The organism is Rhizobium sp. 01L419 (genome assembly GCF_056400025.1).
Genome location: NZ_JBFTSM010000002.1, coordinates 594824 through 607554 on the forward strand (window position 1 = coordinate 594824; position 12731 = coordinate 607554).

14 protein-coding genes are annotated in these 12731 nt (G+C 61.2%); all 14 read right to left on the reverse strand.

The features are described from left to right. Window positions 1-164 precede the first annotated feature (164 nt). The 14 genes from AC1DUP_RS06540 to phnF all read right to left on the reverse strand — a co-directional run bounded on the left by AC1DUP_RS06540 (window position 165) and on the right by phnF (window position 12489). Window positions 165-1124, reverse strand: coding sequence for a trypsin-like peptidase domain-containing protein (locus AC1DUP_RS06540; protein ID WP_113307519.1), 960 nt, complete (start codon window positions 1122-1124; stop codon window positions 165-167). Window positions 1125-1247: 123 nt separating this feature from the next. After that, complete coding sequence (locus tag AC1DUP_RS06545) at window positions 1248-2081, reverse strand: PfkB family carbohydrate kinase (protein ID WP_113307520.1); 834 nt, start codon at window positions 2079-2081, stop codon at window positions 1248-1250. A gap of 30 nt (window positions 2082-2111) precedes the next feature. Then, the gene (gene phnE, locus AC1DUP_RS06550; protein ID WP_113307521.1) at window positions 2112-2966 is read right to left on the reverse strand and encodes a phosphonate ABC transporter, permease protein PhnE; all 855 of its coding nucleotides are present in this window, start codon (window positions 2964-2966) and stop codon (window positions 2112-2114) included. A gap of 3 nt (window positions 2967-2969) precedes the next feature. Next, window positions 2970-3890 carry a phosphonate ABC transporter, permease protein PhnE gene (phnE, locus tag AC1DUP_RS06555; protein ID WP_113307522.1) on the reverse strand — a complete coding sequence of 307 codons (921 nt, stop codon included), beginning with the start codon at window positions 3888-3890 and terminating at the stop codon, window positions 2970-2972. 61 nt (window positions 3891-3951) lie between these two features. Then, on the reverse strand, window positions 3952-4866 hold the full coding sequence (gene phnD, locus AC1DUP_RS06560) for a phosphonate ABC transporter substrate-binding protein (protein ID WP_113307523.1): 915 nt from the start codon (window positions 4864-4866) through the stop codon (window positions 3952-3954). A 55-nt stretch (window positions 4867-4921) separates the two neighbouring features. Then, window positions 4922-5743, reverse strand: coding sequence for a phosphonate ABC transporter ATP-binding protein (gene phnC, locus AC1DUP_RS06565; protein ID WP_477832261.1), 822 nt, complete (start codon window positions 5741-5743; stop codon window positions 4922-4924). A gap of 217 nt (window positions 5744-5960) precedes the next feature. Then, window positions 5961-7133, reverse strand: coding sequence for an alpha-D-ribose 1-methylphosphonate 5-triphosphate diphosphatase (locus tag AC1DUP_RS06570; RefSeq protein ID WP_113307525.1), 1173 nt, complete (start codon window positions 7131-7133; stop codon window positions 5961-5963). Beyond that, window positions 7120-7860: an ATP-binding cassette domain-containing protein gene (locus AC1DUP_RS06575; RefSeq protein WP_113307526.1), complete on the reverse strand. Its 741-nt coding sequence runs from the start codon at window positions 7858-7860 to the stop codon at window positions 7120-7122. The genes AC1DUP_RS06570 and AC1DUP_RS06575 overlap by 14 nt, the downstream gene beginning before the upstream one ends. A gap of 21 nt (window positions 7861-7881) precedes the next feature. Continuing rightward, on the reverse strand, window positions 7882-8715 hold the full coding sequence (locus AC1DUP_RS06580) for an ATP-binding cassette domain-containing protein (RefSeq protein WP_113307527.1): 834 nt from the start codon (window positions 8713-8715) through the stop codon (window positions 7882-7884). Then, window positions 8712-9626 (reverse strand): alpha-D-ribose 1-methylphosphonate 5-phosphate C-P-lyase PhnJ, encoded by a 915-nt coding sequence (locus AC1DUP_RS06585; RefSeq protein ID WP_113307528.1) that lies wholly within the window; start codon window positions 9624-9626, stop codon window positions 8712-8714. Before AC1DUP_RS06585 ends, AC1DUP_RS06580 begins: the two co-directional genes overlap by 4 nt. Next, window positions 9623-10705 (reverse strand): carbon-phosphorus lyase complex subunit PhnI, encoded by a 1083-nt coding sequence (locus tag AC1DUP_RS06590; RefSeq protein WP_113307529.1) that lies wholly within the window; start codon window positions 10703-10705, stop codon window positions 9623-9625. The genes AC1DUP_RS06585 and AC1DUP_RS06590 overlap by 4 nt, the downstream gene beginning before the upstream one ends. After that, window positions 10705-11250, reverse strand: a complete 546-nt coding sequence (gene phnH / locus AC1DUP_RS06595) for a phosphonate C-P lyase system protein PhnH (protein WP_113307530.1) — start codon at window positions 11248-11250, stop codon at window positions 10705-10707. The genes AC1DUP_RS06590 and phnH overlap by 1 nt, the downstream gene beginning before the upstream one ends. After that, window positions 11250-11708 (reverse strand): phosphonate C-P lyase system protein PhnG, encoded by a 459-nt coding sequence (locus AC1DUP_RS06600; protein ID WP_113307531.1) that lies wholly within the window; start codon window positions 11706-11708, stop codon window positions 11250-11252. Before AC1DUP_RS06600 ends, phnH begins: the two co-directional genes overlap by 1 nt. After that, window positions 11701-12489, reverse strand: a complete 789-nt coding sequence (gene phnF / locus AC1DUP_RS06605) for a phosphonate metabolism transcriptional regulator PhnF (protein WP_113307532.1) — start codon at window positions 12487-12489, stop codon at window positions 11701-11703. Before phnF ends, AC1DUP_RS06600 begins: the two co-directional genes overlap by 8 nt. Between the last annotated feature and the right edge of the window lie 242 nt (window positions 12490-12731).

Here is a 12731-nt window from a genome sequence, read left to right on the forward strand (position 1 = left end):
CGCCTCTGCTGGGCCTGCTTGCGGCAGCCTCGGCAACGCCTGGATTCCTATAGTCATCGCGATCTGATATCGCGAGAAGCAGACACACTAGGCACCCGCCGAGAAACGGGTGCCTTGTCTTTTTCAACGGCTGATTTTCCCAGCGCATTGATGGTGGAGCTTATTTACTGCGCTCGTTTCGCAGGTCGAACAGAGCGTTGTTCTATCCGGCCAGCGACAGAGAAGATCAGCACATCGACGTCGGCATCGATGGTGGCCCCGTCCAGAAGCCGGACGACATCATCTATCCCTGATACCGGCTGTCCGCCGATTGCGAGCAGATAATCGCCCTCGCGAAGACCGGCCCGTGCGGCGGGGCCGCCGTCTTCAACACGACGCAGGCGAACGGTCGTGCGTTGTGGAACGCCGGCCTCGAGCGCGATGCGCCGATGCAGCTCGACTGTATCGGCCGCAATACCGATATATCCGCGGCGGACCTCACCGAAGCGCAGAATGTCAGAGACCACATGCTTGGCGGTGTTGGATGCGACGGCGAAGGCGATGCTCTGCGCCCCTTGGATGACGGCGGTGTTGACACCGATCACCTCACCCGACGACGAGACGAGCGGGCCGCCCGAGTTGCCGGGGTTGAGGGCCGCATCAGTCTGGATGATATCTTCCATCAGGCGTCCGCTGGCAGCGCGCATCGAGCGCCCGAGCGCAGACACCACGCCCGCCGTGACTGTCCATTCGAAACCGAGCGGATTGCCGATCGCGACAGCGATGTGCCCGCGCTTCAGCTTCTTCGAGTCGGCAAGCTGTGCCCAGGCTCCGGACCAGTCATTGGCCCTGATGAGGGCAAGGTCGGTATCCTCGTCGCGGCCAAGGACGCGGCCTTCGACAACCGCGCCGTCGGGTGTCTTGATGGTCACGGCCTTTGCATCGCCGACGACATGATTGTTGGTGACGACGAGGCCGTCAGGCGAAATGGCAAAACCGGAACCGTGTCCTGCCCGCCCGCCGACGCGTTCAATACGGCTGACAGCCGGGCCGACTGTATCAACGGCGTTCGACACCGTTTCGGAATAGGCATCCAGCAGCCCGGCATCGGATGACGGCTGAATGTCGCGATCAATGAATCCCATGAAATTTCCTCCGACGCCCGACGCGTCGATGTTGAGGACCGGCAGCGATTGCTGAAAGCGAAGGGCTGTCAGTTCGACAGTTGAACAATGGAGGATATCAAGTGAGATTTGCGAGACCGTGTTTCAAGAGCCGCGTGGGGACTGGCCTTCAGGGCCGTCATATCCGGAAGTGGCAAGCCGTAACGCGGCGATCTTACAGGCGGCGAGCGCTGCCGCGCCGGCATCGAGACCTCTGACGATGGCATCGATGTAACCGCCGGCAAAATAGTCTCCCGCGCCCGTCGTATCGCGCACCGGGGCGGCCGGCGGCACCTCGACGACAACGGAATGCTCCTGGCTGACGATCTCGATGGGTTGCATGCCGCTCGTCAGTACGAGCGTTTCAAGACGCGGCGCGGCAATTTCGGCAGCGGTCTGCCAGGCGGTCTGCGCCGTTCCTTTCACGTCCGAGCGTGAAGCGATAAGGACATTCGCCGGCCGGCGTTCGGTCGAGAGCGGATACTGTGAAACCACCCGGTCGAAATCCTCCAGTTGCCGCAAGGCGGCCGAACTCATCTGCCGTATATTGAGATAGACGAGCGACGCTTCGATCGATGGGAGGGTCTCGATCGCTGGCCGGCGGCGACTGGCCGGCGCGATGATGGTGCGTTCCCCGTTGGAGTCGACAAGAATATCGACTGCTGCCGTAGCGCCGGGCACGAGGCTGACAAAATCGGTATTGAAGCCGCGCTTGCCGAGATCGTTCAGATAGGCGCGTCCTTCATCGTCGTCGTAAAGGCGGGTGACCAGCACAACCTCATGGCCGAGGTCGAGCAGGACCAGGCCGGTGTTGAAACCGCCGCCGCCATAGCGTTTTTCGATCGACTGGCAGGAAAGCCTTCCACCCGGTACTAGCGGCCGGTCGAGCCACCAGATCCGGTCGACATTGGCATTGCCGACCACCATTATTCTTGCCATTCCGTTTCCCTCGCCGCGCCTTTCCTCCGCTTAGCGCGCGCTGTCGTTCTTGCCAATGATCCTGCCGCGCAGCCAGGCGGAGGAAAGATCGATAGCATAAACGACAGCGACGATCAGGAAGATGATCGTCCAGGCTTCCGGCCAGTGATAGGCGGCAATGCGGTCCGCCAGCAGAAAGCCGATACCACCGGCGCCGACAATGCCGAGGATGGTGCCGGAGCGGGTGTTGGATTCGAAATTATAGAGCATGATCGACAGGATCACCGGCATAGCCTGCGGCATGATGGCAAGCCGGATGGTCTGCAGAGGCCCGCCGCCTGACGCTAGAACACCATCGACGGGTTTGCGCGAAGTGTTTTCGATCGCTTCCGAAAAGAGCTTGGCGAAGGTGCCGATTTCCGAGACGGCGATAGCGAAAACGCCCGGAAGCGGGCCGAGGCCGAAGGCGCGGATGAAGATCAGTGCAAGCACGATCTGTTCGACGGCACGCAGTGCATCGAAACCGCGGCGGGTTGACAGCCGCACCCAGCCGAGCGGCATGATGTTCTTCGCGCCAAGAAACGCGAGCGGAAAGGCGATGATTGCGCCAAGCAGCGTTCCGAGGAAGGCCATCGAAATCGTCTGGCCAAGGCCGATGAGTACGTCGCTCCATTCCTGCCAGGTCGTCCAGATATAGGGCGGGAACATGAAGGAGAAGATCATGCCGAGCCGCGTGAGACCATTCAGGATACGGGTTGGCGAAAAGTCGAAGAGATAGAGGCCGGCAATGAGCGGCAGGATAAGCGCTGCAGCACCGGCATAGCGCATCAGCCGCACGCGCGGCGCCACGGTGAAGGCGCCCGGAACGCGCTGATGCAGCTCGGAAAGGGAAGAGGTGTTCGTCATGTCTCAGGTACTCCGGCCTTCGATGCCGATGATGCGGTGGCGCAGCTTCTCGCTCAGGAAATCGATGATCACGACCGTGACGAGGATGATCACAAACAGCGCCGAGAGATCGGTATATTCCTGAAGCGACATGGCGGTGCGGATCTCCTGGCCAAGGCCGCCGGCGCCGACATAGCCGATGATCGAGGATGATCGTACGTTGATCTCGAAGCGCAGCAGCGTGTAGCTGATGATGTTCGGGATGACCTGCGGCACGACCCCATAACGCATCTGCTGGAACCAGGTGCCCCCCGAAGCCCTGACGCCTTCCAGCGGCCGCATGTCGATATTCTCGTTGACCTCGGAATAGAGCTTGCCGAGCGAACCCGTCGCATGGGTGGCAATCGCCAGCACACCGGCAAGCGGTCCGACGCCGAAGCAGAAGACGTAGATCAGCGCCCAGACGATATCAGGGACAGTGCGGATGACCTCCAGATAGCGGCGGGAGGCGATCAGCAGAAAGCTGTTGGGGCTGAGGTTGCGAGCGGCCGGGAAGCTGAGGATGAAGGCGCCGAGGACGCCGAGGAACGTGGCGACATAAGCGATCAGGATCGTTTCGCCGAGTAGTTCGAGCCAGACCGGCCAGCGCCAGAACCATTCGGAAAGGTCCGAACCGAGCGTTTCGATACGCAAGTGTGGCAGCGTCTTATAGAGATATTCGCCGAGCCGGGGTAGCGAGGCCCATAATTTCCAGGTCGTGATGCGTTCACCCGAGGGCAGGTTGACCTCGGTCATGTCGAAGAAACCGCCCGTCCAGGCGGTCAGCAGGACGGCGGCAGCAAAGAGCGTGACCGAAATGAGCTGCACGATTTTGGCGCGGCTGCGGATAAGGCGGTATTCGGCCTCGAACTGGCGGATGGTAATGGAGGGTGTCGCTGTCGTCATGTCGGATCCCGGTCGTGGGAGCGCCGGATATACGGCGCCCCGTGCCTGACGTGGAGGGATATCAGCCGTTACGGCGCTGCTTCTTCAGCCAGTCGCGCATGTCGACGATCCACTGGTAGCGCTGGGGATCGACGTCGACATAGCCCTTGGAGGTGGAATTGTCGCCCCCGCTCATCTCCTTGAAGGCATCAGGCGCCTTTTCCGGCGTTGCCTTTACCGCCGCCTTGACGTCCGCAATCATATCGGCCGGCAGGTTGGTGCGGGTGGCGAAAGGTCCGTTGGTGATCTCAGGCGACTGCCAGATACGGCAGATCTCGCCCTTCGGTATCATGCCCTTGGATTCCATGCGCTGCGGAATGCCGCTGACGTCGTTGTTGATATAGGTCGCGGCGGCATCGAACTGCTTGTTGGCGACGGCCATGACACCGGTTTCGTGGGCGCCGGAGAAGGGAGCGGCCGAGAAGAAGGTCTTCGGATCGTAGCCCTGCTTGACGAGGTTATAGTAGGGCACCGCATAGCCGGAGGTGGAATCCGGATCGGCGAAAGCGAGTACCTTGCCCTTGAGGTCGTCGACCGACTTGTAGCCGGAATCGCAGCGAACGGTGATGACCGAATAGTAGCCAGTCGAGCCATCCTGTTCCTGGCCGGCGAGCAGCGGCTCAACGCCGCCATTGGTTTCGGTATAAGCGGCAGCATAGGCCGAGGAGCCGAGGAAGGCGAATTCGATCTGGTCGGAGGCGAGCGCCTGGATGACGCCGTCATAGTTGCCGGCGGTGAAGATCTCGACCTTCACGCCGAGTTCCTTTTCCAGATATTGCTGGAAGCCAACGCGGCGTGCAATGCGGTCCTTTTCGTTCTCGCCCGAGAGAACGCCCAGGCGGATCGTCTTGTACTGGTCTTTCCAACCGTCGGCGTGGGCCTGGTTGGAAAGGGCAAGCGCAGCCGTTACGGCCGCAAGCATGAGGACGTTTTTCATTCCAACTCTCCTGTTGCAAAAAAAGCCCGCGGCCTTGCGGGGCCGCGGGCGAAACTCATACCGCCTGGTAGACCTTCTCTTTTGGGGTTCGGCCTGCGTTGAATGCGGTGGATGTCACGGCCTCGTCGATCTCTACATCGAAATCGTCAGTGCCATAGATTTCGCGAACCCGTTCCTGGGTGAGATCTGCCGGCGCGCCGTCAAAGCGTACCCGCCCGGCCCGCATGGCGATGATGCGTTCGCAATAGTTGCGGGCAGTGTCGAGCGTATGAAGATTGACGAGAACGGTAATGCCGTCCTCGCGGTTGATCTTGCGCAACGCCTCCATGACGCGCGTCGCATTGGCGGGGTCGAGCGAGGCGATCGGCTCGTCGGCAAGCATTATCTTCGGGTTCTGGACCAGCGCCTTGGCGATCGCGACACGCTGCTGTTGTCCGCCGGACAATGTGCCGGCCCGCTGCAATGCCTGCGGTACGAGATCGAGCCGATCGAGCGCGCGGATCGCCATTTCCTTTTCTTCGTCCGTGAAGCGACGCAGCATGGACGAGAGAAAGCCGTGTTGGGCAACACGGCCGATCAGCACATTGGTCAACACATCCATACGCTCGACCAGATTGAACTGCTGAAACACCATGGCGCAGGAGGCGCGCCACAGGCGCAGCTCGCGGCCGCGCAGCTTGGTAATGTCCTTGCCCTCGAACATGATCGTGCCGGATGTCGGATCGATCAGGCGATTGATCAGCCGGAGCAATGTCGATTTGCCGGCGCCGCTGCGGCCGATGATGCCAACCATCTGGCCCGCGTCGATGGACAGGTTTACGTCGTCGACCGCGTGTGTTTGACCGAAATTCTTCTTGAGGGAGTGAAGTTCAAGCACCGGAAGCCCCCTGCTTGTCAACGCCATCAGAGACGAGGTTGAATTGTACTTAACTATCAGTCTATGAAACGAAACATATCATTGCAGTGTGACATTTTTATAAAGTAATTATCCAATAATTGCCGTTAGTTATGCCATTTTTGTGAAGTAATACATCCGGAAATTCCGGATGTATTTTGTCGAGAGAAGGCGGCAGAGTATTTTCGCCGCAGGCTTTTTATGCAGCCTGTTGGAATCGCGAAACAATCCCGTCCGAATAGACCTGCCTGCCGTTGGAGAAGGTGGCGCGCACCCGCGGAAGACGACCGCGTTCGGCAATGACGAGGTCGGCCCGCAGCCCGGTCTCGATTGCGCCGCGATCCGCAAGGCCAAGCGCCCGCGCCGGATTGGCACTGACCAATGCGACAGAGGCCGGTAATCCGCCGGATCCGGCTTCTGCAAGCGCGATGATTGCCGGCAGCATGGCCGAGGGGTGATAGTCGCTGGCCAGGATATCGAGAACGCCGCTTTCATAGGCTTCGCGGGCAGAAAGATTGCCCGAATAGGAAAGACCGCGAAGCGCATTCGGTGCACCCATTGCGGTCGCCAGCCCAAACTTGCGGGCCTCCTGCGCCGCCGCCATCGTCACCGGAAACTCGCTGATGCGCGCGCCCAGTCCCTCGACGATTGCGACCTTCTCGACGCTGTCGTCGTCATGGGAGGCGATGATGACACCGTGGTCGCGCGCTGTCGCCGCGATGCCCTGGAGATTATCGACTGCGTCGTTGTTCTGGGCGCGGTTTTCCATGCGCTGCTGAACACGCTGGGCGGCCTGTTCGAGGGTGATCTTGTTGTTGCGCGCTATGCTCTCGATATGACGTTCGACATCGCGGTACTGGCCCTGGCCAGGCGTGTGGTCCATCAGAGAGACGAGATCGAGAGCGCCGGCCCGCAGCAGGTCTTCGATGACGGTGCGGGCATGGGTGAAGGTGATTTCGAAGCGTGCGTGAACCTTATGGTCGATCAGAAGATCGCTCTTCCGGAGCTCGACCAGCGTCTGAATGATCGAGCGCGAATGTTCTTCCGAGCGGATGTGGCCGTAACTGCTGTTTGCGTGGAAGGACAAAGCCGCATAAGCCGTCGTGATGCCGTTGCCGGCGAGTTTCTTGTCGAGCTCGAAGATACCGAGCTCCAGCGGAAAGCGCACATTCGGCCGCGGCTCGATCTCGCGCTCGATCATGTCTCCATGCATATCGATGAAGCCGGGCAGCAGAAGCCTCCCGTGGCCGGAAATATCGGCTGTCGCCACCGGCTCGTCACGCACCTCGGCAATCATACCGTCTTCGATCCTGATTGCGCCACGCGGTATTATTCTATCGCGCAGCACGATCTCGAAATCACTCAGCCACATTCTCTGCTCCATCCTGGATCTGTCGGGTTTGAAGGCTGATTTCGCGGTCGATGAGATCCGCGACATCGTCGGGGTGGTGAAAGACGCCGATCATCGCGACGCCCGCAGCTTTCAACTCTGCGAGACGCGCAACGAGTGCACGGCGCGCATTCTTGTCGAGCGAGGCGGTTGGCTCATCGAGGAAGAGAAGCCGCTGTGGCAGGATGAGCGCACGCGCCAGATTGACCTTCTGCTGCTCGCCACCGGAGAAGGTGGAGGGATAGGCGGCCCACAGCCCCGGCTTGACGCCGAAGGCCGAAAGCCAGCGGCGAGCCTCTTCGATCGCCTCTTCATAGGGCCGGCCGGCAAGGCGCAGGGGCTCGGCGACCAGCTCATCCGCCGCTACGCGCGGACGGGCCTGCAGGAACTGCGTCACGAAGCCGATTTCCCGGCGTCGCAGAAGGGCGATATCGACATCGGCTGCGACCGTCAGGTCGATGACGCCTTCGCGCGTGTGATAATAGGCGTGGCCTGATCGCGGCACATAGGAGCGGTAGAGCGTGCGCAGCAGCGTCGATTTGCCGGCGCCGTTTTCTCCCGTCAGCAGGATGAACTCCCCTTCGCGTAGCTCGAAATCGACATTGTCGAAAGCGTGCAGGGTGCGTTTCAGATGGTGCATCTCGAAATGCTTGCCCAGGCCCTGAACGGAGAGGATCGTCTGCGCAGAAGCGGCAGGATGTGTGTGCATGTTCACCGGCTGGGTCTCCTGTCAAAGCTTCGCATGCACGAGCTGCTGGGTATATTCATGCTGCGGATCCTGGAAGATCTGGTCGGCGAGGCCCTCTTCCACGGCTTCCCCATTGCGCATCACCATCACACGGTCTGCCATCGTGCGGATAACACCGAGATCATGCGAGACGATGACGATGGTGATCCGGCGTTCACGCTGCAACCGCTTCAGCGTGTCGAGCACCAGCGCCTGGACGCTGACATCGAGCCCCGTCGTCGGCTCGTCGAGCAGGAGCAGGGCCGGCTCAAGCGCGATTGCCTTGGCAAGCTGCACGCGCTGCTGCATGCCGCCCGAGAGTTCCGCGGGCCGGGCATCCATGCGCGCGACCGGGAATTCCGAAGCATCGAGCGCGCCCCTGGCGCGGGCACGAAGTCTCGCGAAATTCCGCTCGCCGGCAATCAGCAGCCGCTCTGCGACATTGCCGCTGCTCGTGTTGTTCATCCGGAGCCCGAGATGCGGGTTCTGGTAGACGATGCCGATATGGCGTGCTCGCAGCATGCGCCGCTCGAAACGGTCGAGCGTGAAGAGGTTGAGATCCTCGCGGCCGGGCAGCGCCAGCCTGTATTCGCCGCCGTCGGCTCTGTCTTCGAGGTTCATCATACGCAGCAGCGTCGATTTACCCGAGCCGGATTCGCCGACGATGCCGAGCACTTCGCCAGGATAGACGGTGACATCGACGCTGCGCAACGCCTGCACATCGCCAAAGCTCTTGCGGATGCCGCTCATCGTCAGGATGGGCGAGGACAGCATCAGCCGCGGCGGCTGGCGCCCGGAAGCAGAAAGATTGGAAGCAGAAAGATTTGCGGCACTCATTGCTCGATCCTGCCTTGCTTGTAGTAGGTCTCGCCGATGGCAACGGCCTCGCCATCCCGCTTTTGGATATGCTTGACGCCGTACTGACTGTCGGAGACCTCGAAGGCCGAAGAGCCGTCGTCTTGCGGCAACTCGTTCATGAAGTAGCCTGTTACGCCGCTGCGGTGACAAATCTTGTCAGCATGATCCTCGACCCGGTAGGGCACGTCGTCGAAGACGAGCGGTTCGACGCGCGTGTAGGGCGGCACGGCGTGGATACGTTTTTCGCGGCCGGCGGAGAGGATCGTAAGGTTCGCCGCCTGGTTCATCTTCGGCACGTCCCAGCGGGGGATCGGCGAAGGTGTCATAACATGGCGCCCATTGACCATGCTCGGATAGCTCGAACCCTGCATGATGCGGCCGGAACGCACGAGCTGTTCGTAGAGCGTCAGCCAGAGCTGGCCGTAATCCGCATCGCCATGCATGATACGGGCTTCCGACATGTCCGGCTGGACGGACCGCAGCGGCTCGGGATTGGGAACCTGCAGCACGAGGATCTGGTCTTCGCGCAGCTTCTCCTCAGGAATGCGATGACGCGACTGGATGATATCGGCCTCCAGCGTATCCAGCGTTTCGCGGACCGAGCCGACGCGGCGCAGGAACTTGCGGATGCTGCTGGCATTGACGGAATCGTCGGCCCCCTGGTCGATGACCTTGACGACGGAGGTCGGTTTGAGAAGGGTCAGCGTTACCTGCAGCCCGCCGGTGCCCCAGCCACGGGCAATCGGCACCTCGCGGCTGGCATAGGGGACTTGATAACCGGGAATGGCGATGGCCTTCAGGATGCGGCGGCGCATCTCGCGCTTGGCGGATTCGTCCAGGAAGCCGTAGCTGAAGGCCGCCCAAGGTTTGGTCAGTTGATCGAGTTTCACGGCATTGCCTTTTCGAGTTCGGCCTGCTTGGCCGCGCTGGTTTCATTGGCTGCCTTGTCGGCCTTCACGCGCCTCAGTGCATCGAGGCTCGACTGGAAGGTGACATAGTGGGGTAGCTTGAAGTGAATGCAGAAGCCCGAGCTTTCGACGGGTTCCGTATGGTAGAGGACGAACTCCTCATTCGAGGCCGGATGAGGATTGGGCTGATTGGATGCGAGATCGAGCGAGGCGGCGGCGATGACCTTCACCTCGTTCCAGCCGAAGGTGGCGGAAAAGCCGAGCTCCAGGCCCTTGCTCTTGGAGATGACTTCCGTCTGGCTGACACGCACGCGTCCGGCGCTGAAGAGCGTGCCGCGCGGGTGGCGGATGCGCACTTCGGCTTCGGCGAGCCGCAATTCGTTGACGGTCGGATGTACGCTTCCATAGCCGCGCATGGTGGAGTAGCCGAGCGCCAAGGTGCCGCCGGTATCTGCACGCGCAAGGCTCTGCAGCTTGTGCGCGCGGCTTGCCGGGAAGAGCAGTGGCTCGCGGGTGACATCGGGGATCTCGTCGAGCGGCACGGTCTCGGTCGGCGTCTCCGCGATCAGGCCCTGCGCTTTCTGCCAGTCCGTCAGCGACGGCTGCGTGGCCGGCGCCGGTGTGTCTGCCGCCTCCACAGGCTCGGGAACGAGAGCCGTACCGTTCAGCACGTCGACATTCAGCAGCCGGTGCGAATAATCGAGCGTCGGTCCGAGGATCTGGCCGCCCGGGATGTCCTTGAAGGCGGCCGAAATACGCCTGACGGTGAAGAGATCCTGCTGGCGAACCGGTTCGGCGATCGTCAGGCGCGGCTGGGTGGTGCGATAGGCGCGCAGCAGCAGCACAGCTTCGTAGAGATCGCCGCCGGACTGGGCGAGCGCAAGTGCGGCAAGCTCCGGCGCATAAAGCGATGCCTCGCCCATGACGCGGTCGACGAGATAGGGCAGGCCTTCGCCGATCGCGTCGACACGGGCCTTGTCGATCTGCCCCAATTCTTCGCGATAGAGGCGTTCGGATTGTTCAATGGCGTGCTCGCCGCCACGTGTTGCAACATAGGCCATCAAAGCACCTCTATCTTTGTAGAGCGTGGAATGCCGATCAGGCTTGCACCGTCGGCAAGATAGATGTCCCAACCAAGCGGATAGCGGATTGCTTCGGCGCGGAGTGCCCAGAAATCCGGATGCACACCGCCGATATCGATATCGATGGAACCGTTCACGCCGGGGCCGGCCAGGCGAAGCCGAGTTCCTGCACCGATCTGTGCCTGCGCGAAGATCGTTGCCGATGCATCAGGATAGAGAAGGTTGCCGGACAGCATCGCCGAAAGTGCCGACACCGCGGTGCTATCGCTGATCGATGCGAAGACATATTCCGCCTGCGGCAGGGCAACGGCGTTGGCGCCGGTTCTGGTGATATCGGCTTTCAATCTTTCGTCTGCGCAAAAGAAGCTGCATTCGCGATCGAGCAGGCTTTCGGCCAGTGCGAAAAGGCCCGGAAAGGGCAGGGGTTGGACGCGACCGGGGCGGGCAAGTGCCCACATCAGCGCGTCGAAGGTGGCGTTGGAGCGCATGTCTTCATCAGTCGGAAGGAGCAAGCTCTGTGTCATCAGAAGGTCTCCATGCGCACGCGCGTCGCTTCGACCTTGCGCAGCTTGATTTCGTCGTCCTCTGTCTGGCGATGCTGTGCGCTGGTCAGAAAATTCTCGATGCCAGCCTTGCCGATCTCGGCTGTGAAACTCGCATCGATGACAGCCATGGCCATCGCATGTTCGAGATCGCGCCCGATGATAGCGCCATAGCCGTCCACGCCATAATCCGGCAGGCGGATATGGGCTTCGGACATCAGCACCTCGCCGAGGTGGAAGGCGATGTTCTGCACGGTATCGGTATAGGGCAGCATCGCGAGGCCGGTGCGGTTTACGAAAACCTCAACCGGTCCGAGTTCATCGAGCAAATCCTCTGCGACGGCCTTGATTTCTTCGGCATCGGCCCTCGCAAGTATGTCGAGCATGCTTGCATGGCTGAAGCTGGCAGGGGGGGCGCCGGCTTCCGTGGTGTCATTCATCGTCCTGTCCTTTCGCCGGGGTCGCAACGCGATCCTCCGGCTCATTGTCAATGCTGAATTGCACGCGTTCGCCAGCCCAGACCGTCTCGGAATAAGCGATCGGCCGGGCTTCCATGTCGACGTCGGTCTTCTGGACGACGAGCACCGGCTGCTGCTGCGACTGTGCGAGAAGCTGCGCCTCATCGCCGATCGCGCGACGAGTGAGGATCATCGTGCTCTGCCTGATATAGTCAGGAATACCGAAGGCAGCGTAGATGCTGGTGACAGATTCACCTGCGCGGCGCCGCAGATGCATGTTTGGGAAACGCTCCACCGGATGGTATGAGTGACTGAGGCTGATCGGCACGTCGTCGGCAAAGCCGCGTCGGGCGATCATGTAGACCTTTGCGCCTTCGGGAAGCTTCAGCGCCGCAGCGACGCCGGGCGGCGCCACGATCTCGGACTCCGAGACGGGCTGGCCGGAGGGGACGCGTCCCTGTTCGAGCAGGTTTTTGCGGAAGCGTGTTCGCCGGGCGATATTGTAGATGAGGACCGAGTGCTCTTCCACGAAAGTGCCGCGTCCCTGTTCGACCCGCACCTTGCCGGCTGAGGCAAGCTCTGCAATCGCCCGCCGCACGGTGTGGCGGCCGACGCCGAACTGCTCCATGATCTCGGTTTCCGTCGGCAACCGGCTTCCCGGTTGGAGCGCGCCCGACGCAATATCCCTGTTGATCTGTTTTTCGACGATCTGCCACTGGCCAGACCGTGATCTCGCGTCGATCGAATGTTGTTCTTCAATCATTCGGATGAATCCTAAATTCATTCGGATGACTTAACATAACGGCGATCGGTGACGCTTTTGTGTAAGTGGCGGAGATGCGTAGTGTCACTAACTAGCCAAGCCGTCGTGACAAGGCGGGGCGAGCCGATCCGCAAGGTCTGGGCTGACGGATCAGATCAACAGCGACAGCGACAGCGACCGACAGGCGTCATCGGCTCACGCCAATGCCCGACGCGCAACCCCGTTACGAAGGACCGGTGGCG